The sequence below is a fragment of the Haloarcula mannanilytica genome, from assembly GCF_005406125.1.
Taxonomy (GTDB): Archaea; Halobacteriota; Halobacteria; order Halobacteriales; family Haloarculaceae; genus Haloarcula; species Haloarcula mannanilytica.
The window spans coordinates 91,907-114,814 of the sequence record NZ_BIXZ01000001.1; the positions used below are offsets into that span (position 1 = coordinate 91,907).

Genomic DNA, 22,908 nt, shown 5'->3' on the forward strand with positions numbered 1-22,908 from the left:
GTCAATACCACGGCAATGGCCGCCCTGCTCGGTTCGATTGCCCTCGTGGTCGTCGCAACCGGTGTCATCTGGAAGGGGAGCGCGTACTTCGAGCGGGCCGCGGAACGTCTGAGCAGGTACTACGGGCTGCCAGTGGCGGTCCACGGGGCCATCGTCGTCGCTGTCGGGTCGAGCTTTCCGGAGATAAGTTCGGTCGTCATCAGCACTGTCGTCCACGACGAGTTCTCGCTCGGCGTCGGTGCCATCGTCGGAAGCGCGATATTCAATCTGCTGGTGATTCCGGCCCTCGCGGCGCTCGCAAGCGAGGAACTCCGGTCCACGCGCGACATCGTCCACAAGGACGCCCAGTTCTACGTCATTAGCATTCTCATCCTGTTTATCGTGTTCGCGCTCGGAGCGACCTACGTCCCGGGCGGAACCAACCAGGCGGCTATCCTGACACCGACGCTCGCCGTCATTCCGCTCGTGACTTACGGTATCTACGTCTTCTTGCACCAGCAGGACGCCAGCGAACACGTCGCAGACGAGACCAACAGTATCCGGCCGCGCCGTGAGTGGGGGCTGCTCGGCGTCGGGTTGCTCATCATCACCGTCGGCGTCGAAGGGATGGTCCGGGGCGCACTCTCGCTGGGCGTCATCTTCGACACGCCGACGTTCCTCTGGGGGTTGACCGTCATCGCCGCCGGCACGAGCCTCCCCGACGCCTTCGTCAGCGTCCGGGCGGCGAAAAACGACGACAGCGTCACAAGCCTGACGAACGTTCTGGGGAGCAACACGTTCAATCTGCTCGTGGCGATTCCGGTCGGCGTCCTCCTTGCGGGGCGGGCGACAATCGATTTCCTCGTGGCGATCCCGACGATGGGCTTTCTCGGGTTCGCGACGCTCGTGTTCATCATCTTCACCCGGACGGACCTCGAACTCTCCGACCGCGAGGCGTACACGCTGATGGGTCTGTACGTGGTGTTCGTCGGCTGGATGGCTCTGGAATCCACGGGGCTCATCGAGACGGTCCGCGGTATCTGAATCGGTAGCGCAGTGGCTCGCGCTATTCGTCGGATTCAGGCGACAGATCGCGGGAATACACGGCCTCGTCGTAGGGGTCGCCGCCGATAGTGAGCGTGCGGGTGTTCGTCTGCTCGAAACCGAGGTTCTCGAAGAACTCCCGGCTTCGGTCGTTCGAGGCCAGGTCCAGCGCCCGGAACTGCTCGACGCCGTGTTCGAGAAAGATGTCTTCGAGGCGGTCGTACAGCGCTGTCCCGATTCCCTCTCCGTGGTAGTCCGGGTGGACGTACAGCCGCAGCATCGTCCCCGTCGTGTGCATGGTGATCCCCTGGGTGAACCCGATGACCTCCCCGTCCTGTTCCGCGACCAGCAGTGTCGCCTCGATGTTATCGAGGTCGTTCGCCGGGACGCCGCCGGCCCAGCCGTGGAGCGCGCTGCCCAGCGGGTCGGCGTACCAGTCGGAAATCGTCTCGTCGATGACCTCGGAATCAAGCGAATCGTAGGCGTTGTGCCACGCCGCCCGAGCGACTCGGCGGATGCCATCGGCGTCAGCGTCGAAAGCCCGGCGGATGGTCGTCATGCGTGTTTCATCTGGAATACGGTCGGGCGCTGAAGCGAGTCGTGTACCATTGATGCAGTGTCTACCAGTGGTTTGTGCTATCATGGCTAATATCCATCCCTTGGCGTGTGCGAACCGTTGGCATAATTCTTCATGGTTTATCATTAGGTTTATGTAGCTGACACGCATTGGTGGTCCTGTATGAGGACAGTCATCCTCGGTGTCATCGGCTCCGACGCGCACGTCGTTGGGATAACCATTCTCGAACGAGCGTTCGAAGCGGCCGGGTTCAACGTAGTCAACCTCGGTGTCCAGTCGTCCCAGTCGGAGTTCATCGACGCTGCGGATGAACACGACGCCGAAGCGATACTCGTCTCGTCGCTGTACGGCCACGCCGAGCAGGACTGTCAGGGCTTCCAGCAGAAAATCGACGAGACGGGCCTAGACGTGACGACATACATCGGCGGCAACCTCGCCGTCGGCCAAGACTCCTTCGAGGAGACGCGCGAAACGTTCAAAGCGCTTGGCTTCGACCGCGTCTTCGACTCGGAAACTGACCCCGAAGAAGCCATCGAGGCGCTGAAAGCCGACCTCGGCCACCGCTCCCGCGAAGCGTCTTCGGAACGGATTCAGCTGGGTTCCTGAACGGCTGACGGTTTTTGTGGTTGTGTTGACCACGAGTGCAGGTCTCACACAGCCGCGGGTGCTTTACGGCCAGCGCATCTTTGATAACATATGTCACACATGACAGCCGAGCTGAGTGACGGCACTGAAATCAAGAACATCCACGACGTGGTCGAAGGGTCAAATGGCGTCCACCTGAAGAAGGAAGTCGGCAGCGGCGGGCTCGAACGGGTCGCCTACATCCCGTATCCGAACCTGCTGTACGTGTACCACGACAACTGAGCGTCGGCCAGACTGGACTCGGTGGGTGTGATGAATCGGCACGCGAGTAACGAGCAGCGACGCTTCTGGGCTCCACCATCGATATACCGCCCCCGAGCAATGTACCGTCATGACCGAACCAAACGTCGTCGGCGTCGTTGGCAGCCTCAGAGACCAGAGCTACACCAGAGTTGGAATTGAGCGCGCGCTCGGCGCTGCCGAGGGCATGGGTGCGACTACTGAACTGCTCGACCTCCGGGAGTTCGACCTGCCAGTGTTCGACGCCGACCACCGAGAGGCCGGGGACGCGGTCGCGTTCTCAAACAGAATCCACGCTGCGGATTCGATTCTGCTGGGGACGCCGGTGTATCACGGGTCGTACTCCGGCGTGCTGAAAAACGCCCTCGATTACTGTGGTTTCGACGAGTTCGAGCACAAGACCGTGGGGTTGCTGGCGGTCGCCGGCGGGGGCTTTCCCATCACTGCGCTCGAACACCTCCGGTCGGTCTGCCGGGCGCTGAACTGCTGGGTCATCCCCCATCAGGCCGCGATTCCGAAAGCGCGCAACCACGTCGCGGACGGGCAGATAACCGACCCCGACATCGAGAAACGCATCGCGAGGCTCGGCGAGGAGGCGGTCCAGTACGCGAACATCGAACCGGACCCGGCGTGTTTCGAGAGTACGGAGAACGTCGGAGCAGACGATTAACCGCGAGGACCGCTGTGCGTGTCCGTTCCACACAGGTCCGCTGACCGAGAGAAGGAAACGGTCAAACCGGCCCACACCTTACCTACGGCCGTGACTCAGTGGGTCGAGAATCCGACCGGGGGCCGTGACCGCGGGCCAGCCGCGTTGGTCCGCGCGTGGGTCGAGATACTCAGTCGCCCGCGGCGGTTCTTCCGCACCGGCGTCGCGCCGGGCGACCAGGCTCCGGGACTGGTGTTCGCGGCGACGGTGGTGCTCTTCGAGGAGGTGAGCCGCTACGCCGTCGTCCAGCTGGCCGAGCGCGGCGTTGTTTCGATGGGGCCGTTCGACTACCCCGCTATCGGCGGCTTCTCGCCCGGCGTCGCAGTGCTGGCGCTGTTTGCCATCCTCGTGTTCGTCACGCCGGCGACGGTGCATCTGACGGCGGCGTTGCAGACCCTACTCCTCCTCCCCGTCGCGTCGGACCGCGGCGGCGTGAGCGAGACCGTGCAGGTGCTGTGTTACGCCATGGCTCCCTGTCTGCTGGCGGGGCTGCCCAGCGCTGAGGTCCGAGTGCTCGTCACCGCCTGGGGCGCGGGCCTATATCTATTGGGCACCGCCGTCGTCCACAATATCCGGCTCCCGGTCGCCGCACTCGTTGGGGCCGTCCCCGCGGCAATTATCTTCGGCTACGGCTTCCGGGGCTTCCAGGCCCTGTCGGTACTGCTCGCAGACTACGGGTTTTAGGGGCCGCCCGCGTGCGCTTGTTCACGATGCTCAGTATCGACATCGACCAGTTCATGCTGGAACTCAAAGACGGGGCGTTCAAGAGCGTCGGGCCGTCGAACAAGGAAGCGACCATCAAGATGTACGACGTGGAGGGCGTTGACGTTCGGGAATACGGCGACAAGCGCGTGAAAATTGCCTTCGAAGACGAACAGGGGAGCGAGGTCGAGGTCGCTCTCTTTCCGGAGCAGGCGAAAGCGGTCGCTTCAGGCCTTGAATTGCTGGAAGAGGAAAGCGAGATGTTCGACTAGAGAGGGCGTTTAGCTCGTCCGGAATTCGACAACCGTTTTAGGCCCGACATGCTTGCACCGTGTAATGGGTTCGTGTATCATCTGCGGCAAATCTGTCGAAGGACGCATCTGTGACCTCCACGAGGAGGACGCCCTGTTCGAGTTCCGCGGCTCTCGTGCCGACCAGCTATCGGTCGACCGCTACTACCGCGGCAGTGTCGACGGCTTCGCCGAGTTCGGCGTCTTCGTCGACATCGGCGACAGCGTAACGGGGCTGCTCCACCGGAGCGAACTGGACCAACGGCTCGACTCCCTCGACTGGGAACCGGGCGACACCGTCTACGTCCAGGTCAAGAACGTACGGGACAACGGCAACGTCGACCTCGGCTGGTCGATCCGCCAGTCCGAACGCGAGTTCCGCGGCGTCCTCGTCGACGACCCGGACATCGGCCACTCCGTCCTGCTGGAGAACGAAGACGACGAGGACGAGTCACAGTCTGACGATTCGGACGAGACGGCGTCGCAACCCTCAACTGACGAGTCCACGGCACAGAGCGACAACGAATCGAGTTTGGACGATACCGATTCGAGCCAGTCTGACGCTGAGAGTACCACAAGCGCCGGCACTGTCAGCCGGGCCAGCGACGACGACCGCGTCGAAGGCACCGCGGCCGTTGGCGGCAACGACGGCGGATCGAACACGGCTGTCGTCACCGAGTCCGAAGGCGAAGCCGACACAGAGAGCGACGAAAGTGAGGACCAGACGGACGAGGCGACTGCTACCGAGCCGGTTTCCGCGGCTATCGGCGACCTCGGTGACCACGTCGGTGCGGACGTTCGACTGGAGGGCGAAGTCGTCGGCATCCGACAGACCTCCGGGCCGACGGTGTTCGAACTGCAGGACGAGACCGGTACCGTCGACTGTGCGGCTTTCGTCGAGGCTGGCGTCCGCGCCTACCCCGAAGTCGAGGAAGACGACTACGTCCGACTGTCGGGCGAAGTCCGCGAGCGTCGCGGTGAACTGCAGGTTGAGACCGAAGAACTCGATGTCCTCGAAGCCGAGGAGCGCGAGGCAGTCGAACAGCGACTCGCCGACGCCCTCGACGACGAGGCACGACCCGAGACGGCCGAACCGCTCGCCGACGATACGGCGGTTGCGGACCTCTCGGAGGAACTGGTCGAAGCGGCAACCCAGATCCGGAAGGCAGTGCTGACCGACCGCCCGGTCATCGTCCGCCACGCAAACACCGCAGACGGCTACCTCGCCGGCAGCGCGCTCGAACGGGCTGCGCTCCCGCTGGTCACCGACCAGCACCGGCGTGCCGACGCGAAGTACCACTACTTCGACCGGCGACCCATCGAGGGCGGCGTCTACGACATGGACGACGCGACGAAGGACACGACGACGATGCTCGACAACCGGGAGCGCCACGAGGAGAAGCTCCCGCTGTTCGTCTTCGTCGCCGCCGGCGGCACGCGCGAGAGCCTCGACGGCTTCGACCTGCTGAACGTCTACGGCGCGCCAAGCGTCGTCATCGACGACATCGATGTCGACGGCGCGGTCGTCGACACGGTCGACGCTGTCGTCTCGCCCTCGGCCGACGCCGTTTCCGAGACCACGTCGACGGCGCTGGCGGCCAACGTCGCCGCACACGTCAACGAGGACGTTCGTGACGACCTTGGACATCTGCCGGCCGTGAGCTTCTGGGAAGATATCCCCGAGCCGTACGTCGAAGCCGCCAGCGAGGCCGGCTACGACGAGACTGCGGTGTCGGAGCTGCGCGAGGCCGTCGCACTGGAGGCCCACTACCAGTCCTACGAGGACAAGCGAGAACTCATCACCGACCTCGTGTTCGGCGACGACGAGGAGGACGTGGGCGGTCTGGCCGGCCACATCGCCGAGCAGTTCCGCGAGAAGGTCGACGAAGAGGTGTCGACGGCCCGCGCGAACCTGGACCACCGAACCGTGGACGACGTGGACATCGCCGTCCTCGATACGGACGCCTTTACCCACCAGTACGAGTTCCCGCCGGAATCGCTCCTGCTCGATGAGCTCCACCGCGACGTTCGCGACGAGAGCGACGCCGTGCTCGGTATCTCGACGGACACGATGTACGTCCGCGCCGACGGCGACCTGGACCTGCACCAGCTGGTGAGCGAAGTCAGTGAACGCGTGCCGGAAGGCGGCGTCGCGACGCGGAGCGTCCGCGAGGGCACCATCCGCTACCTGGCCGGCGAGCGACCGGCTGTCCTCGACGCCACGCTCGACGTGCTGGCCGAAGAGCTGTAACGCAGGCAATTTTTTCTCCCTGCCGGCTATCTGCTCGGGCATGAGCGACGGCCCCGTCAACGAAGCCGACCTCGACTGGACCGACCACGAGCACGGCGACCGGACGTTCAAGCGCAAGCAGATCGGTGACGCCGCCGGGGGCGAGCAACTCGGCGCGAGCCTCTATGCCGTCCCGCCGGGCAAGCGACTCTGGGTGCGCCACTACCACGAGGGCAACGAGGAGGCGATATTCGTCCGGGGCGGAACGGGCACGCTCCGACTTGGTCCCGATGCCGAGGAACACACGCTCGAACCGGGCGATTACGTCGCGCTCCCGGCCGGCGAGGAGAGCGCCCACGAAATCGAAGCCGGCGACTCGGAACTCCGACTGCTGATGGTCTCGACGATGAATGAACCGGATATCACCGTCTACCCTGACCGAGACATGGTCGGGCTGTACGCCGGGTCGCCACCGGGTGGCGAGAAAGCAGACCGGACGCTGTCCACGTATTTGGATATCAACGCCGAGAAAGAGTACTGGGAGGAGTGACCCTTAGCGGCTGCCGACCTCGAACTCCGACAGCATCGCCTGGAGCCGCTCGGACTGCTCGGCCAGCGAGTCGATGCTGGCGCTGACCTGTGACATGGACGCGGCCTGTTCCTGTGCGGTTGCGGAGGCAGTCTCGGTCTCCGCGGCGGTCGCCTCGCTGATGTCCACGGCCTCCTCGACCATGGATACCGCCTCCTCGGTCGTGGCGGCCTGGTCGTCGGTCGTATCGCTGATTTCCTGAATGCCGTTGTCGGTCGCCTCGGCGTTTTCAGCCACTTGCGTGAACGTATCGACGACCTCTTTGACGGCTTCGGTACTCTGCTGCATGTCCTGTTTGGCTCCCCGTGCCTCCGAAACTGTGGTTTCGGTCTGTGCCTGGGTTTCCGTGATGAGCTGTTCGATCTCTGTCGCCGAGGCCTGGGTCTCCTCGGCCAACTGCTTGACCTCGTCCGCGACGACAGCGAACCCGTCGCCGCCCGAACCGTTGCCGGCGCGTGCGGCCTCGATGTTGGCGTTCAGCGCCAGCATGTTCGTCTGCTCGGCGATGTCGCCGATGAGTTCGACGATGTCGCCGATTTCGGCCATCTTCTCGTCCAGCCGCTCCACGTTTTCGACGGTCGAATCGATCGCTGTCTGGACCTCTCGGGACCCCTCGATGGCTTGCTGTGCCGTCTCCTCGCCAGCAGCCGATATCTCGGCTGTCTCGCGGGACCGCTCCGCGACAGTCTCGGCGGATGCGGCGACCTCTTCGACCGTCGCCGAGAGGTCGGTCATCTCACCGGAGACGGTTTCGAGCATCTCCCGCTGTTCCACCGCCTCGCTGGCGATACCCTGAATCGAGTCGCTCATGTCCTCACTGGCCGCTGTGGCCTCATCTGTCCCGGCCGTGGCCTGGTCGCTCGCGGATGCGACCTCCCGTGAGAACGACTGTATCTCCTCCATCGCCGACTCCGTCTCCGTCATCATCTTGTTGAACGACGCAGCGATCTGTGCCATCGCGTCGCTCTCGCTGTCGGGCTCAATCCGAACCGTGAGGTCGCCGTCGGCCGCCCGGGACATCGCCGCGCTGTAGGCGTCGGCCCTGGATTCGAGGTGCTCGTTGAACTCCTCAACTTCCCGCTGTCGGGCTTCGGCTTCAGCTTTTGCCTCTTCGGCCTCGGCGATGGTCCGTTCCATCTCGGCTTTCTTCTCCTGTAAGTTTTCGACCTCCTGGGTCTTCGATTTAGCCTGTTGGAGCTGTTCTTCGGCCGCTTCGCGGGACCGCTCGGTCGAAGCCCAGTGAGCCATCAGCGCCGCGGCCAGCCCAAGCACGAACGCCGCGTGGATGAACGCCCACACCCACGGGTTGTTGATTGCCGCCGAGTGGTTGTAGACGCGGCTCGGCTCGATCATGCCGAAAATCCCGTGCTGGATTGAGACGTAACCAATACCGAGAAGGAACGGCAGCCAGTCCTCGTAGACGGCGACTACTGCCATCACGACGAAGAAGTGGAAGTGGGCTTCGATATATCCGCCAGAGAAGTGAACGAGGAAGCCGGATGTCGTTACCAGCCCCATCGTTGCCAGGGCGGTCCGCGTCCGCCGGCCGAACCACGGTAACGTCGCCAAGACGGCGAGGGCAACGACGACGCCGACCTCGGCGAGAACGTGGAGCGTGCCAATCTCGGGGAGGGTCGCGCCCGTAACGAGCGACTCGGTTCCCGAATACAGCCCGAGTGCCAGCAGGAAGGGCACGTGGGCCACCAGGAGAACCAGGATGGTACGGTGTCGCCCGCGCCACGTCTCGTCGGGGATCGTGTCACCACTCGGAATGTATGCAATGAACTCCTGGAGCCGTGCCTTCGGCGTCAGTTCTCGAAAAGTCCCACTGGCGGTATCTGGCATATATCCACAGTACGGGTGAGTACCGACTAAAAGACTCGCCCGACAGTATCATTCGAAATAACGGAAATGAGAGTCTGAGACGCGGTTTCAACGACACGGGAGTTGTTCACTACCACGACTCCGCCCCACTACGATTTACCGCTCGGAGCCAGTCAGGTGTCGGTCGATGAGACCGACCTGGCCGCCTTCTTCGCGCCGTAGTACGCCCACTCCGCGCTGTAACAGAACACGCAGCCGCGGAAGGTCGGGCGGTCGAGGGTGTCGGCTTCATCCGTTTCGCCGCTCATACTCCTTGATTGGTACGACAGCACAATGAACCCCACGGCCGTCCCGTCGCTGACGATACCCGAGCGACACGCTTATTCGGGCGAAACGCCGATTTCGCACAACGCCGATGAGCACGGAGACGCCGGACCCAGACGAGACAGAAACCTTCCAGCAGGTGTGTGCGGAGCTGGTCGACCGGATTCTCGCAGGCGAGGTCGAGCGCGACGACGTTGAGTCGGCCAAGATCGACGTATGCCGGGAGTACTCCGCGCCGAAAGTGCCGAAAAACTCCGAGCTGCTCGATTACGCGCCACAGGAACACCGCGAGGTGCTGGAGGAGGTCCTCCAGCGCAAGCCCGTGCGGACGGCCTCGGGCGTGTCCCCGATTGCGATCATGACCTCGCCCGAGCGGTGTCCCCACGGGAAGTGCCTGTACTGTCCCGGCGGCCCGGATTCGGAGTTCTCCTCCGCCCAGTCCTACACCGGCCACGAGCCCGCGGCCGCACGCGGCGAGCAGAACGACTACGACCCCTATGGCCAGGTCACCCTCCGACTCAACCAACTACGGGAGATCGGCCACCCCGTCGACAAGGCTGAACTCATCGTGATGGGCGGGACGATGACAGCCCGGAGCCACGACTACCAGGAGTGGTTCGTCAAGCGGGCGTTAGAGGCGATGAACGACTTCGACGTGGACGGAGAGCCGACACCGGCCGAGGACGTGAGCTTCGCCGAGGACGACTACGAGTTCCGTTATCTTGAGGACGTTATCGCGGAGAACGAAACCGCTGACGTTCGGAACGTCGCCACGACGTTCGAGACAAAGCCCGACTGGTGTGACCCCGAGCAGATCGACCGGATGCTGGACCTCGGGGGTACGAAAGTCGAGGTGGGCGTCCAGACGACTTTCGAGCGGATCAACCGCGAGATGCACCGCGGCCACGGCGTCCAGGCTTCTATCGACGCCAACCGTCGACTGCGCGATTCGGGGTTCAAGGTCGGCTTCCACATGATGCCGGGCCAGCCGGGCATGTCCAAGGAGATGTGTCTGGAGGACTTCCGGCGCATCTTCGAGGGAACTGACTGGCGGCCGGACTACCTCAAGATCTACCCGACGCTGATCGTCGAGGGAACCGTTACCTACGACTGGTGGCAAAAGGACGAGTTCGACCCCCTTTCCAACGACGAGGCCGCCGAACTGGTCGCGGAAATCAAGGATATGATTCCCCGCTACACCCGCCTTCAGCGCGTCCAGCGGGACATCCCGGCGGACTTCATCGAGGGCGGGGTCTGGAAGTCGAACCTCCGCCAGCTCGCCTGGAAGCGGATGGACGAACACGGCTGGACGTGTGACTGCATCCGCTGTCGGGAAGCCGGCCACAGCGACGAAACCGCCGAGAACATCGAACTCGACGTGATGACCTACGAGGCCTGTGGCGGCACGGAACATTTCATCTCCTTCGAGGACTTCGAGAACGACGTGCTCGTGGGCTTCTGCCGGCTTCGCTTCCCGAACGACCCGGTGCGACGCGAGCTACAGGACGCCGCCATCGTCCGCGAACTCCACGTCTACGGCAACGCCGTCGGCGTCGGACAGGAGGGTGCTGACGGGGACCACCAGCACAAGGGCTACGGCAAGAAACTGCTGGAAAAAGCGGAGGACCTAGCCCGGGACGCCGGGTTCCCGAAGCTGGCCGTCATCTCCGGCATCGGCGTCCGGCAGTACTACCGGGAGAAACTGGGGTACAAGCAGGACGGGCCGTACGTGAGCAAGCGCCTCTGATCGCTGTTCCATCTGGCTGTGATAGACCGTCTTGTAGCGATAGATACACGTTGGGTTCTCAGGGACAGATCGTCGCGCGACGGGAGACGAACAGTGATTGCGCAGATGGTGTTCCTTTGAGTCACTATCTGTATAGCCACTCTTCGCTTGGTTTGATTCATCCGGGTGAATATACCATTAACAGTAATGTATGGGGTTGGCGCTTATTAGTTGAGATCCGCCGATAGCGGCCATAAAGCGCTATAATCTCGCCTTACCCGTCGATTCACTCCTGCTAACTAATTACCACAATATCATCGGGCCACCCATGGGTAAGATTACGGGCCTGTGGCTGACAGCGATGATGCTACTGGCAGTGGTTGCGGTGTCGACACCGATGGCCGGGCCGGGTGTCGCGGCCGCGTCCAATCACGAGACACCGACTGTCGAGGGACCGGACATCCAGATACAGGATGCCGAACTGATCGACACGCGAGCTGATACGGGCCAGATGAACACGCCGGAACTCGAACTTCAGGCCACGTTCGAAAATACGGGTGACACAGGAGGGACTGTCCCGATAACCGTCGAGGTCGGCGGCCGGGAAGTGACGGTCACCGGAACTGAGGAGGTGAGCGTCGGGGCTGGTGAGACACGGAGCGTCACCACGACGTACGTATTAGAGACCAGCGACGGCGGCGATATCGAGGACGGGGAACACGAGGTAACGGTCAACGGCGAATCCGCCGGGACGCTCGTTGTCGGGAAGTCAGATATCACCGTTACAGACCACTCCTGGAACGCAACGACGGTCAGTGAAGGCGAGGCCGTCGAACTGACTGTCACCGCAGAGAACACGGGCGCTGTGTCCGGACAGCGGGAGATATTCATATCCGTGGGCGATCAGTCTGTCAGTGGGGTGTCTTTCGACCTCGGACCGGGCGAGTCCGCGACCGACACGTACGTACACACGTTCGACGAATCCGGGGAGTTTGAGTTCGGAACCACCGACGAGACACGGACCATCACGGTCGGTGACGCAGACGGAACCGACCCCGCTTCCTTTACTGTCCAGAACGCTGGGTTGAGCAGTAACACCGTGACCGAAGGCGAATCGGTCGACGTGACGGCGACGGTCGTGAACGACGGCTCTGCGGACGGGACCTTCGAAGCGGAACTGGTCGTCGACGGTGATGTCGTCGACACGCAGTCCGTCGAAGTCGACGGCGGTAGTTCCGAGGGAGTGAGCTTCAGCCGCTCCTTCGACGACAGCGGCGAGTACGGTATCTCGGTCAACAACGCGAATGCCGGAACGCTCACCGTTGAAGCACAGGACGGTGACAGTGGCGGCGGGGCCGGACCGCCGGAGATCCAGGTGCAAGACGCCGGCCTGATAGACACGCGAGTCGATACGGGCCAGATGCAGACCCCTCAACCCGAGCTGTGGGTGACGTTCGAAAACACAGGCGGAACGGCGGCGACAGTCCCGATTACCGTCGCAGTCGGCGGCCGGGACGTGACGGTCGTCGACACTGACGAGGTAACCGTCGGGGCTGGAGAGACGCGGAACGTCACCACAACCTATGTTTTAGAGACCGGTGACGGCGGCTATATCGACGATGGCGAGCACGAAGTGACGGTCAACGGCGAATCCGCCGGCACGCTGGTCGTCGGGAAGTCGAATATCACTATAACGGACGCCACTTGGAACACGACGACGGTCGGCGAGGGCGGAGCCGTCGAACTGTCCGTCACCGCGGAGAACACCGGTGCCGTTGCTGGACAGCGAGATATCTTCGTCTCCGTTGCTGGGGCGTCTGTCAGCGCCGTGTCCTTCGACCTCGGTCCGGGCGAATCCGGCACGGACACGTACGTACACACGTTCACTGAAACCGGGGAGTTCGAGGTTTCCGTCGGCGGCGAAACTGAGACGATTACGGTCGAACAGCCGGCGTCCTTCGAGGTGTCCAACCGGACACTGAGTTCGACAGCCGTCGCTGAGGGCGACAGTGTCGAGGTGACTGCCACCGTGACGAACACCGGCGACCGGGCGGGGACCTACGAGGTTCCCCTGGTGGTATCTGACGAGGAAGTCGACACGACGGAGGTGGAACTCGATCCTGGCGAATCGACGACTGTTTCGTTCACCCGGACGTTCAGTGCCGTCGGAAACTACGCTATCGACCTCGACGGTGAGCGCGTCGGCACCGTTCAGGTGTCCGAGCCGTCCACCTTCGAGACGACGACGGTAGAGATAAACCGGACTGCTGTCGATACGGGCGACCCGATAGCCGTCACGGCGACGGTCCGCAACGAGGGCGACGGGGAGGGCACTGCAGACGTGCGTCTGCAGGAGGACGGCGACACGATAGACACGCAGTCCGTGACGCTTACCGGCGGTGAGTCGACGACGGTCACGTTCGTCCAGTCGTTCAGCGAGGCGGGGACCCGGGACATCGCCGTCGACAACCAGTTCGGGGCGAGCGTGACCGTCACCGAACCAGCGACATTCGAGATCACCAATGCGCAGGTCGGGAGCGCGACTGTCACCGAAGGCGGGTCCATCGAAATCAGTGCAACCGTTACGAACACCGGTGACCGGGCGGGAACGTACCAGGCGGAGTTCGCCGTCGCGAACTCCGTCGTCGAGACCCAAGCGGTGAGCCTGGCCGGCGGTGAGTCGACTCAGATAGCGTACGAACACACCTTCGACGCCAGCGGAAACTACGTGGTTGATGTCGCCGGCGAACGGGCCGGCACGGTCACGGTCAAAGAGCCGGCCGCCTTCGACACGGGAGCCATCGAACTGAATCGGACGGACGCTCGGGCAGGTGATGCGCTCGAAGTGACCGCAACCGTCGTGAACAACGGTGACCAGGAGGGTGAATCCCGGGTTCGACTCCAGGCCAATGACGAGATCGTGAACACGGCGAACGTCACCCTCTCGGGCGGCGAGCAGACCGAGGTGACGTTTGTCCACGTCTTCGAGAGCGGTGGCGAGTACGAGATGTCGGTCAACGGTAATGCTGGCGGGACCGTCATGGTCACCCAGCCGGCAACCTTCGAGGTAGAGAGCGCACAACTGACCAGCGATTCTGTCGACGAAGGTGACTCGACGGACGTGACGGCGACAATCGCAAACGTCGGCACGGAGAACGGTACCTACCAGGCCGAGTTGCTGGCAGACGGCCAGGTCGTCAAGTCACGCGATGTCGGTCCAATTGCGGGCGGGCAGACTGAGACTGTCACGTTCAGCATCTCCTTCGACGACGCCGGCGACCGGTCGCTCGCTGTCGGTAATGTCACTGCCGGCACTCTCTCCGTCGAGGCTGAAAGCAGCGGTGGCGGTGGTGGCGGTGGTGGCGGTGGAGGCGGTGGTGGTGGTTTCAACAATAACGACGCCGGCGACGAGTCAGACGAGACCGATGACGCCGGCGGTGCGGTACCGCCCGCGATTTCACAGTCCGAGATCAGCAACGGCGTGACTGTCCGAGTGACCGCCGACGCCGCGAACTCGACGGTCACCCAGTCGCTGAGCCGCTCCGGCCCGTCCGAGACCGCACCGGCGTTTACGCTCGCCGGGCTCTCACTCAACGTGACCAACGAGAGCGACGGGTTCAACACGACGATGCTCGGCCCACACGCCACGCCGAACAATATGACCGCGCTCCAGGAAGACGGCGTGCGCGGGTACGTGACCGTCACGTCCGGCACAAACCCGTCGGACATCAGCCGTGCGACCTACACCCTGGCGCTCAACGAGTCCGCACTGCCGGCCAGTGGCTCAATGGACGCCGTCCAGGTGTACCAGTACCACGACGGGACCTGGAGTCAGCTACCCAGTACCGTCACCGCGACGAACAACTCCATACGGGCCACATCACCGCGTCTCGCAACTATCGCCGTTGTCTCGCCGAACGGTGAGGCAACCGCGACGACAACCACGTCCTCGAACGCGCCGACGACAACACCCGCCGAACTCACCGTGACTGATGCGTCCCTGACGGCCGACTGGGTCCGTGCTGGCTTCAACACGTCGGCGCGGGCGACAGTCGAGAACCCGACCGACGAGTCCGTCGAGCAGACGCTGACGGTCACTGTCGACGGCGACCCGGTTGCGTCCCGGACCGTCCAGCTTGACGCCGGTGAACAGACGACAGTGGCGATGGAGTTCGAGGCTGTCGAGGGCACTGTCTCGGTCAACGGCGTCAGTGCCGGTGACCTCCGTGTCGGATCCACTTCGGACCAGGCTGCCGGCGAGAGCGAGGCTGCCGAGACGGACCAAAGCGGTGGCGGTGCCGAGCCAGCCGCGGAAACGGTCTCCGCGTCCGGACCCGGCTTTACCGTCCAACTGGTCGCAATCGTGCTCGCGCTGAGTGCCGGTCTCGTCCGGCTTCGTCGCCGAGTGTAGTGGTTGATGCGTTCCGGTGTATCGACCGACTGCAGTGGCAGAAGGAAGACCTTACCGACGGTTTGGCTGCTACGTAACTAATCCTTTACTCGCGTACATCCCTGTATGAGCGAGGCCAGAACACTCTGTACTGCCGTCGCTGTGGTTTTTGCCACTGTTGCGTTCGCGTCCGTGTTCGCTGCCGGTAGCGCGGTCGCTACCGACGCCGGTCCCCAGAACGCCCTGTCGGACACCACAGGAGGCACCTCTGGAACCACTGGTCCGTCTATCTTTGACCGCTACACAGGAACAGTCCTTGCGCAGGTCAACGAAACGGACACAGCGGACGACGAGGAGGCTGAAGAAGAAACGGAAACCGAAGAGACTGCTGAGTCGACCGAGACTGAGGAACCGACTGAGACCGAAGAATCCCCAGAAACCGAAGAGCCGACCGAGACCGAAGAGCCGACCGAGACCGAAGAGCCGACCAAAACAGAAGAACCGACCGAAACGGAGGAACCGACCGAGACCGAAGAAACTGCGGAACCGACAGCAATCGAAGAGACGGAGGGACCGACCGAGACCGAAGAACCAACCGAGACCGAAAAGCCGACCGAAACTGACGAACCAACTGACGATGGGGCGACAGAGCAACCGACCGAGACCGAAGAACCCACTGGTGTCGCAACCGAGAACGGAACCCAGGCGGAAACCGACGCGGATGACGGCTCTGACGACAATGACGACTCCGACGGAGACGATTCTGACGCCGATGGCGACGCCAACGATGATGGCGATGCCGACGACTCAGATGGTTCAGACGACTCAGACGGTGACAGTGACGGCTCCGAAAACTCCGATGATTCGGACGATTCCGACGACGATAGCGGTTCGGACGACAGCGATGACGAGTCTGACAGCGGACTCCTCGACGACATCACGGGAGCAGACGACGATGAGAACGAGACGGCGGGCGGCGGCGCGCCTGCCGATAACGCGACCGGTGACGAGAACGGAACCGCCGGGTTCGGGACGGAAATCGACACCGACGAGGCACGCACTCCCGGGGGGCAAGGCAGCGCTGATGTCCAAATAGCGGACGCGTCACTGTCAGCGGACTGGGTTCGGTCGGGCTTCAACACGACCGTGCGAACGACAGTCCGGAACCCACGTTCGCAGCCGGTCAACGAGACGCTGACCGTGACGGTCGATGGCGAACCGGTGGTAACGGATCAGGTGACTGTAGAACCTGAGGAAGAGCGGGTCGTCGAAACCGAGTTCGAAGCGGCCGACGGAACCGTCCGGGTCAACGGCGAGACGGCGGGCCAACTCAGAGTCGAAAACCAATCGGTTACTGAGACCGGCGTCACCGACGGCGACGACCAGGGGACGACCGCGGCAGATGGTCCAGGATTCTCACTCGTGCAAGCGGGCATGGTTGTCGCGGTTCTGGCCGTCATCGGCTGGACGCGGCGGGGCATCCGACGCCAGCGAGGGCGCTGAACCGGATCGCAGGCGGGCGATCCGAACTCGTTGTGTGGTGGATTTTTACTGGTACCGACCAACAGCAACGTATGGCTCGTGACCTCGCAGTCGTCGGTGCCGGTGCTGCCGGTGCGGCGGCGACGTACGCGCTCCGCGACGAAGCGGTGAACGTGACAGTGTTCGAGAAGAGCCGCGGCGTCTGCGGGCGCGCCGCGACCCGTCGACACGGGGACTGTACGTACGAGTACGGCGCGAATTATCTGAAGGCCGACGACGACCGCGTGACGGAACTGGTCACCGAGACGCTCCCGACGGAAGGGCTCGTGGATATCGACGATCCCATCTACGCCTTCGACGCGAACGGAACGCTTGACCCCGGCCGGGATGCGGACGAACACAAGTGGACCTACGAGTCGGGGATCACACAGCTCGCAAAGCGGCTGTTCGACGCGACCGACGCCACTGTCGAGAACGGCGTCCGCGTTGAGCGACTGGAACGACAGCATGACGGCTGGCGGCTCCGGGACGACGACGGGACTGATCTGGGACACTTCGACGCCGCACTGTTGACCCCACCGGCCCCGCAGACAGCCGACCTGCTTGGCCAGTCCCAGTGGGACCACGACGACTGCCGCGAGCTTCGGCAGGAAATCGCTTCGGTCCCTTATCGGACCGTCATCGCCGGGGTCCTGCACTACCCCTTCGAACTCGACGTGCCGTGGTACGCCGCGGTCAACAGCGACAAGAACCACGACATCGGCTGGATCGGCCGCGAGGAGTGCAAGGACGGGCACGTCCCCGACGGCGAGTCCCTACTGTTGGTCCAGATGAACGAACCGTGGTCGATTGGGAACTACGACGAACACCCCGATACGCTCGTCGAGGACATCGTGGCTCGGACGGCCAGGTTGCTTGACGACGACCGACTGGCCGATCCGGACTGGACCGATCACCAGCACTGGCGCTACTCCCAGCCCGAAGGCGAAGTCGACCACGACCTGCTGTCGTGTGCGGCCGAACACGACCTCCACTTCGCCGGCGACTGGGTGGCCGGCGAGGGCCGACTCCACGCGGCGTTGCGGAACGGACTGGAGACGGGTGAGGCAATCGCCGACAGCGGCTAACGGAACGCCTTTGGGTGCCCGCCGACAGCCACCGACATGGACCACAAGCGGGAACTGACGAGCGTCGACCTCGCCGCCCTGGAGGGTGAACTCGCCGGCTACGAGGGCGCGAAGCTCGACAAGGCGTACCTCTACCCCGAGGACGACCTCGTCAGACTGAAGCTCCGGGACTTCGACCGCGGGCGCGTCGAGTTCCTCATCGAGGTCGGTGATGTCAAGCGCGCCCACGTTGCCGACCAGAGCCACGTCCCCGACGCACCGGGCCGCCCGCCGGATTTCGCGATGATGCTCCGGAACCGGCTGTCGGGGGCCGACCTCGTCCGCGTCGAGCAGTTCGAGTTCGACCGCATCATCGAACTTGAGTTCGACCGCGAGGACGCTTCGACCACTATCGTCGCGGAACTGTTCGGCGATGGGAACGTCGCCGTGCTGGACGAACACGGCGAGGTCATCGACTGTCTGGAAACAGTCCGGCTCAAATCACGCACCGTCGCGCCGGGGACGCCCTACGAGTTCCCCTCGGCGCGGTTCAATCCGATGACCGTCGATTACGACGGCTTCGTCGCCCGAATCAAGGAGTCCGACGCCGACCTCGTCCGAACGCTGGCGACGCAACTGAACTTCGGCGGCCTCTACGGCGAGGAGCTGTGTACCCGCGCCGGCATCGATTACAACGTCGCGGTTGACGAGCTTGATGAGTCAGATTTCGAGCGGCTGTACGAACTCGTCGACGAGATGGGGACCCGGCTTCGTGAGGGGAACGTCGACCCGCGAGTGTATTACGAGACACTAGACGACGATGGCGGTGCAAGCAGCGCGGAGAGCGACGACGACCCGGACCGCCATCGCGTCGACGTGACGCCGATTCCGCTGGAAGAGTACGAAGAGTTTTACAGCGAGTCTTTCACCGAGTTCAACAGTGCGCTCGATGACTACTTCTTCAATTTCCAGCGGGAGGAAGAAGTGGAAGGTGGCGAGACGCAGCGCCCGGACTTCGAGGCAGAAATCGAGAAACAGCAACGCATTATCCAGCAGCAGGAACAGGCCATTGAGGACTTCGAGGCTGACGCCGAGGCCGAGCGCGAGAAGGCCGAACTGCTGTACGCGAACTACGACCTCGTCGACGACGTGCTCTCGACGGTCCGGGCCGCCCGCGAGGATGACGTGTCCTGGGACGACATCGAGGCGAAGTTCGACGAGGGGGCCGATCGCGGTATCGCGGCCGCCGAAGCGGTCGTCTCACTCGACGGAAGTGAGGGAACGGTGACGCTGGATATCGAGGGGACACGTGTTACAGTGGACGCCTTCACCGGCGTCGAGAAGAACGCCGACGAACTGTACAAGGAGGCCAAACGGATCGAGGAGAAGAAGGAAGGCGCGCTGGCGGCTATCGAGAACACGCGCGAGGACCTCGAAGCGGTCAAGGAACGCCGCGAGGAGTGGGAAGCCGACGACGGCGAGGACGAGACCGACGAGGACGAGACCGAGGACGAACCGACCGATTGGCTCTCGATGCAGTCCATCCCCACACGGTCGACCGAGCGCTGGTACGAGCAGTTCCGCTGGTTTCACACCTCGGATGGCTTCCTCGTCATCGGCGGCCGTGACGCCGACGAGAACGAGGAACTGGTCAAGAAGTACCTGGAGGGCGGTGACAAGTTCTTCCACGCGCAGGCCCACGGCGGCCCCGTCACGGTGCTGAAAGCCACCGGCCCCAGCGAACCATCCAAAGAAGTGGACTTCCCGCAGTCCTCGCTGGACCAGGCTGCCCAGTTCGCGGTCTCGTACTCCTCGGTCTGGAAGGACGGGAAGTTCGCCGGCGACGTGTACATGGTCGACCCTGACCAGGTATCGAAGACGCCCGAAAGCGGCGAGTACCTAGAGAAAGGCGGCTTCGCCATCCGCGGCGACCGGACGTATTTCGAATCGACGCCGGTCGGCGTCGCCGTCGGCATCACCTGTGAGGACGAGACGCGAGTCATCGGCGGTCCGCCGGCGGCTATCGAGGGCCAGGCCGCGACCAGCATCACTGTTGAACCGGGCCAGTACGCGCAGAACGACATCGCCAAGCGCCTCTACCGGGAGTTCCGCTCTCGGTTCGCCGACGAGTCGTTCGTCCGCAAGGTCGCCAGCCCGGACCAGATTCAGGAGTTCCTGCCGCCCGGCGGCAGCCGGATGACCGATGACTGACGATGCGGGGACAGCGCGGCTTGGCAGGAGGTGGCTGTCTGGATGAGTGACCTCGGGAAAATCGACCGCGAGGTTTTCGATACTGTCATCTATCCGGACCTCGGTGCGGACCGCGAGGATGTGGTCCTCGGGCCGACCCACGGCATCGACTTCGGCGTCATCGACGTGGGGGGCGAAGCCCTCGTCACGGCGACTGACCCGCTGTCGGTCCTGCCTGATTTGGGGTTCGAACGGGCCGGCCGGTTCGCGCTCGATGTGGTGCTGGCCGACGTGGCAGTCTCCGGCATCCCGCCCTCGCACCTCTCCGTGACGTTCACCCTCCCACCGGAGATGACCGACGACGAACTGGCGGCGATGTGGCGCGGCTTTGCCGGGCGGGCCGAAGAAGTGGGCGTGAGCGTCGTCACCGGCCACACCGCCCGGTACTCTGGCGTCGACTACTCCTGGGTCGGCGGTGCGACGGTGCTGGGCGTCGGGTCCCACGACGACATCGTCCGGCCGGACGGTGCACGACCGGGCGACAAACTGGTCGTCGGCACCGGCCCCGGAGCGGAAGTCACGGGCCTGTTCGCGAACCTCTTTCCAGAACAGATCGGACTCTCGGCTGACCGTATCGCCACCGCTCAGGAGCGATTGGCCGACACCGCACTCGTCGAGGACGCGATGGCCGCGGCCAACGCCGGCGCTGTGACGGCGATGCACGACGCCACGGAGGGCGGTATCACTGGCGCGTTCATCGAGATGGCCGACGGCGCGGGCGCACGCTTTGACGTGAACAGCGAGGCGATGCCGGTCGCCGACGGCGTCGAAGATGTCTGTGACGCCCTTGACATCGACCCCTGGCACGTCAGCAGTTGCGGGACGCTGCTGGCCGCTGTCGACCCTGCCGACGCCGACGACGTTGTCGGTGCGCTCCGTGACCGCGGGACGCCGGCCGCCGTCGTTGGCGAGGTGACCGATGGCGAGGGACTGTACGTCGACGGCGCTCGACAGCCACACCCCGGCGCTGACCCGTCGTGGGACGCGTTCGCGAGACTGCAAGCGGCCGCGAGCACGGACGAAGCGTCCGACCAGCAGTGACCCGCTGTCCACTGCCCGTCTCTGGAGATACCTGCAACTGACAGCACGGCGCACATACTGGTATATATACTTGTAAGACGTACTATATGTCGATGTGACTGTTTGTCGCGACTGATGTGGGCCAGCCCACGTCGGTCAGACCGATGTCACGGAGTATCACCATGTTCCAAGACGCACTACTGTATCCGCGGGACGGCGACAGCGCAGTGAAAACCATCGCTATCGGGGGCGTGCTGCTGTTCCTGAGCTTCCTCGTCGTGCCGACGTTCTTCGTCCTCGGCTACCTCGTCCGGACGCTCCGGGCAGTGCTGAACGGCGAAGCCGAACCGCCGGTGTTCGACGACTGGGGTGACCTCGGCATGGACGGCCTGAAGGTGTTCGCCATCGGGGTCGTCTATTCGCTCGTCCCGACGGCTATCGCCGTCGCCGCGGTGTTCGCCAGCGGCGCGACGTTGGGCCTCGGCGGAGGCGGGTCCGGAAGCGGACTGGCCGTCGGCCTCATCGTCCTCGTCGCCGCGCTCGCGGTGACCGTGATTTCGCTCGCCATGGCGTACGTGCTTCCGGCGGCGGTCGTCGCCTACGTCCGCACGGACAGCGTCGCCGCGGCGTTCGCACCGGGTGAACTCCGCCGGTTCGCGTTCAGCCGGACCTACGCCACCGGCTGGCTGGTCGCGTTCGGTATCAGCCTGCTGGCCGGTGTCGTCATCGGCGTGTTGAACGCCGTCGTCATCGGTGCGGTGCTGGCCCCCTTCGTGACGTTCTACGCAAACGTCGCGGGGACCTATGCTATCGGGACCGCCGTGCGGGACATGCCCGCCATCGACGCGGGCGACGAGACGCCCGATGTCCAGCCTGCAGCCTGATACGGCCACCGACGGCTCACCGGGTGCGGATTTATATTACTGCTTATACAATGCTACCTCGTCACTGAATTGGTTGGAATAGCGGACCCCGCTCCCGCACAGTGACGGAAACCCACCATGTTAGAAGACGCACTTCGGTACCCCTGGAACGGCGAGCAGAAGGTCGAAACAATACTGATCGGCGGCGTGTTGAGTTTGCTGGGCGTGTTTTTCATCCCGGTGTTGTTCGTGTACGGCTATCTCATCCGGACGCTCCGGGCAGTACACGCCGGCGACGACGAGGTCCCGCCGGTGTTCGACGAGTGGGGGGATCTGCTAGTCGAGGGCCTGGTCGCGTTCCTGATTTCGCTGGTGTATTCGCTCGTCCCGCTGGTGGTCCTCGGTCTCGCGTTCGCGTCCCTCGTCCTTCCCTTCTCTGTAGTCACATCGACCAACGGTGACCCGGCATCGGGTCTCGCCATCGGCGGTCTCCTGCTCGCGCTCGTCGCTATCGTCGTCACCGTCGCTGTCTCGCTTGGGGCGGTATATCTCCTCCCGGCAGCCGTGGCCGCGTACGCAGTGACGGGGCGCGTCGGTGCGGCGTTTTCGCCCGGCACGCTGCGTGCGATTGGCGGCTCAGGGACGTACGCCGTCGGGTGGGTGGTCGCCGTCGCTATCGCTATCGGCGCGCAGGTGGTCGGCGGCATCGTTTCAGCCACCGTGATCGGCGCGGTCCTGATTCCATTCATCTCCTTTTACGGCAGCGTTGCCGGCGCGTACGCTATCGGGACAGCAGTCCGGGAGGTCCCAGCTCTCGGTCTCGAATCTGAGACACACACTTCGCGCTCCGTCGCTTGACCGGCCCAGTCTCTGTTTCCCACCTCGGTAGCGCAGCGAATGGCAGAACACTTGTGTCCC

At 63.8% G+C, this 22,908-nt stretch carries 19 protein-coding genes; 16 read left to right on the plus strand and 3 right to left on the minus strand.

All coding sequences use genetic code 11. From position 1 onward, the window contains the following. Positions 1–15: 15 nt before the first annotated feature. Positions 16–1,023, plus strand: a complete 1,008-nt coding sequence (locus Harman_RS00440; protein ID WP_137681861.1) for a sodium:calcium antiporter — start codon at positions 16–18, stop codon at positions 1,021–1,023. Positions 1,024–1,045: 22 nt separating this feature from the next. Here Harman_RS00440 and Harman_RS00445 read toward each other — a convergent pair whose 3' ends face one another. Further along, positions 1,046–1,582, minus strand: a complete 537-nt coding sequence (locus Harman_RS00445; protein WP_137681862.1) for a GNAT family N-acetyltransferase — start codon at positions 1,580–1,582, stop codon at positions 1,046–1,048. Between the two features lie 180 nt (positions 1,583–1,762). Here Harman_RS00445 and glmS point away from each other — a divergent pair, with 180 nt between their 5' ends. The 7 genes from glmS to Harman_RS00475 all read left to right on the plus strand — a co-directional run bounded on the left by glmS (position 1,763) and on the right by Harman_RS00475 (position 6,966). Next, positions 1,763–2,206 (plus strand): methylaspartate mutase subunit S, encoded by a 444-nt coding sequence (glmS, locus tag Harman_RS00450; RefSeq protein ID WP_137681863.1) that lies wholly within the window; start codon positions 1,763–1,765, stop codon positions 2,204–2,206. Between the two features lie 90 nt (positions 2,207–2,296). Then, positions 2,297–2,467 carry a hypothetical protein gene (locus tag Harman_RS21325; protein ID WP_004518074.1) on the plus strand — a complete coding sequence of 57 codons (171 nt, stop codon included), beginning with the start codon at positions 2,297–2,299 and terminating at the stop codon, positions 2,465–2,467. A gap of 109 nt (positions 2,468–2,576) precedes the next feature. Next, positions 2,577–3,155: an NADPH-dependent FMN reductase gene (locus Harman_RS00455; protein ID WP_137681864.1), complete on the plus strand. Its 579-nt coding sequence runs from the start codon at positions 2,577–2,579 to the stop codon at positions 3,153–3,155. Between the two features lie 90 nt (positions 3,156–3,245). Further along, positions 3,246–3,878, plus strand: coding sequence for a YIP1 family protein (locus tag Harman_RS00460; RefSeq protein WP_137681865.1), 633 nt, complete (start codon positions 3,246–3,248; stop codon positions 3,876–3,878). A gap of 26 nt (positions 3,879–3,904) precedes the next feature. After that, on the plus strand, positions 3,905–4,168 hold the full coding sequence (locus Harman_RS00465) for a hypothetical protein (RefSeq protein ID WP_137681866.1): 264 nt from the start codon (positions 3,905–3,907) through the stop codon (positions 4,166–4,168). A 64-nt stretch (positions 4,169–4,232) separates the two neighbouring features. Next, a complete protein-coding gene (locus Harman_RS00470; RefSeq protein ID WP_137681867.1) occupies positions 4,233–6,437 on the plus strand; it encodes a DHH family phosphoesterase in 2,205 nt (734 codons plus the stop codon). A gap of 40 nt (positions 6,438–6,477) precedes the next feature. After that, positions 6,478–6,966 (plus strand): cupin domain-containing protein, encoded by a 489-nt coding sequence (locus tag Harman_RS00475; RefSeq protein ID WP_137681868.1) that lies wholly within the window; start codon positions 6,478–6,480, stop codon positions 6,964–6,966. A 3-nt stretch (positions 6,967–6,969) separates the two neighbouring features. Here the strand turns inward: Harman_RS00475 and Harman_RS00480 are convergent, their stop codons facing one another. Then, the gene (locus tag Harman_RS00480; protein WP_137681869.1) at positions 6,970–8,850 is read right to left on the minus strand and encodes a methyl-accepting chemotaxis protein; all 1,881 of its coding nucleotides are present in this window, start codon (positions 8,848–8,850) and stop codon (positions 6,970–6,972) included. Between the two features lie 152 nt (positions 8,851–9,002). Then, entirely contained in the window at positions 9,003–9,137 is a 135-nt protein-coding gene (locus tag Harman_RS21895; RefSeq protein ID WP_268812782.1) for a hypothetical protein, read from the minus strand. Positions 9,138–9,244: 107 nt separating this feature from the next. On the opposite strand from Harman_RS21895, the gene Harman_RS00485 reads away from it, so the two are divergent. From Harman_RS00485 to Harman_RS00520, 8 genes are all read left to right on the plus strand, one after another. Further along, a complete protein-coding gene (locus tag Harman_RS00485; protein ID WP_137681870.1) occupies positions 9,245–10,900 on the plus strand; it encodes a tRNA uridine(34) 5-carboxymethylaminomethyl modification radical SAM/GNAT enzyme Elp3 in 1,656 nt (551 codons plus the stop codon). 307 nt (positions 10,901–11,207) lie between these two features. After that, positions 11,208–15,290 (plus strand): beta strand repeat-containing protein, encoded by a 4,083-nt coding sequence (locus Harman_RS00490; RefSeq protein WP_235007130.1) that lies wholly within the window; start codon positions 11,208–11,210, stop codon positions 15,288–15,290. A gap of 105 nt (positions 15,291–15,395) precedes the next feature. After that, on the plus strand, positions 15,396–16,772 hold the full coding sequence (locus tag Harman_RS00495; protein ID WP_137681871.1) for a hypothetical protein: 1,377 nt from the start codon (positions 15,396–15,398) through the stop codon (positions 16,770–16,772). Positions 16,773–16,843: 71 nt separating this feature from the next. After that, positions 16,844–17,878 carry an NAD(P)/FAD-dependent oxidoreductase gene (locus tag Harman_RS00500; RefSeq protein ID WP_137681872.1) on the plus strand — a complete coding sequence of 345 codons (1,035 nt, stop codon included), beginning with the start codon at positions 16,844–16,846 and terminating at the stop codon, positions 17,876–17,878. Between the two features lie 36 nt (positions 17,879–17,914). Beyond that, complete coding sequence (gene rqcH / locus Harman_RS00505; protein ID WP_137681873.1) at positions 17,915–20,068, plus strand: ribosome rescue protein RqcH; 2,154 nt, start codon at positions 17,915–17,917, stop codon at positions 20,066–20,068. A 42-nt stretch (positions 20,069–20,110) separates the two neighbouring features. Continuing rightward, entirely contained in the window at positions 20,111–21,148 is a 1,038-nt protein-coding gene (locus tag Harman_RS00510) for an AIR synthase family protein (protein WP_137681874.1), read from the plus strand. A 161-nt stretch (positions 21,149–21,309) separates the two neighbouring features. Then, the gene (locus Harman_RS00515; RefSeq protein WP_137681875.1) at positions 21,310–22,011 is read left to right on the plus strand and encodes a DUF4013 domain-containing protein; all 702 of its coding nucleotides are present in this window, start codon (positions 21,310–21,312) and stop codon (positions 22,009–22,011) included. A gap of 117 nt (positions 22,012–22,128) precedes the next feature. Continuing rightward, positions 22,129–22,848 carry a DUF4013 domain-containing protein gene (locus Harman_RS00520; RefSeq protein ID WP_137681876.1) on the plus strand — a complete coding sequence of 240 codons (720 nt, stop codon included), beginning with the start codon at positions 22,129–22,131 and terminating at the stop codon, positions 22,846–22,848. Positions 22,849–22,908 lie beyond the last annotated feature (60 nt).

Bases quoted from the DNA above. Each gene is read 5' to 3' on its own strand.
- Harman_RS00440 (WP_137681861.1), top strand. From the start codon at position 16: ATGGCCGCCCTGCTCGGTTCGATTGCCCTCGTGGTCGTCGCAACCGGT.
- Harman_RS00445 (WP_137681862.1), bottom strand. From the start codon at position 1,582: ATGACGACCATCCGCCGGGCTTTCGACGCTGACGCCGATGGCATCCGC.
- glmS (WP_137681863.1), top strand. From the start codon at position 1,763: ATGAGGACAGTCATCCTCGGTGTCATCGGCTCCGACGCGCACGTCGTT.
- Harman_RS21325 (WP_004518074.1), top strand. From the start codon at position 2,297: ATGTCACACATGACAGCCGAGCTGAGTGACGGCACTGAAATCAAGAAC.
- Harman_RS00455 (WP_137681864.1), top strand. From the start codon at position 2,577: ATGACCGAACCAAACGTCGTCGGCGTCGTTGGCAGCCTCAGAGACCAG.
- Harman_RS00465 (WP_137681866.1), top strand. From the start codon at position 3,905: ATGCTCAGTATCGACATCGACCAGTTCATGCTGGAACTCAAAGACGGG.
- Harman_RS00470 (WP_137681867.1), top strand. From the start codon at position 4,233: ATGGGTTCGTGTATCATCTGCGGCAAATCTGTCGAAGGACGCATCTGT.
- Harman_RS00475 (WP_137681868.1), top strand. From the start codon at position 6,478: ATGAGCGACGGCCCCGTCAACGAAGCCGACCTCGACTGGACCGACCAC.
- Harman_RS00480 (WP_137681869.1), bottom strand. From the start codon at position 8,850: ATGCCAGATACCGCCAGTGGGACTTTTCGAGAACTGACGCCGAAGGCA.
- Harman_RS21895 (WP_268812782.1), bottom strand. From the start codon at position 9,137: ATGAGCGGCGAAACGGATGAAGCCGACACCCTCGACCGCCCGACCTTC.
- Harman_RS00485 (WP_137681870.1), top strand. From the start codon at position 9,245: ATGAGCACGGAGACGCCGGACCCAGACGAGACAGAAACCTTCCAGCAG.
- Harman_RS00490 (WP_235007130.1), top strand. From the start codon at position 11,208: ATGGGTAAGATTACGGGCCTGTGGCTGACAGCGATGATGCTACTGGCA.
- Harman_RS00495 (WP_137681871.1), top strand. From the start codon at position 15,396: ATGAGCGAGGCCAGAACACTCTGTACTGCCGTCGCTGTGGTTTTTGCC.
- Harman_RS00500 (WP_137681872.1), top strand. From the start codon at position 16,844: ATGGCTCGTGACCTCGCAGTCGTCGGTGCCGGTGCTGCCGGTGCGGCG.
- rqcH (WP_137681873.1), top strand. From the start codon at position 17,915: ATGGACCACAAGCGGGAACTGACGAGCGTCGACCTCGCCGCCCTGGAG.
- Harman_RS00510 (WP_137681874.1), top strand. From the start codon at position 20,111: ATGAGTGACCTCGGGAAAATCGACCGCGAGGTTTTCGATACTGTCATC.
- Harman_RS00515 (WP_137681875.1), top strand. From the start codon at position 21,310: ATGTTCCAAGACGCACTACTGTATCCGCGGGACGGCGACAGCGCAGTG.
- Harman_RS00520 (WP_137681876.1), top strand. From the start codon at position 22,129: ATGTTAGAAGACGCACTTCGGTACCCCTGGAACGGCGAGCAGAAGGTC.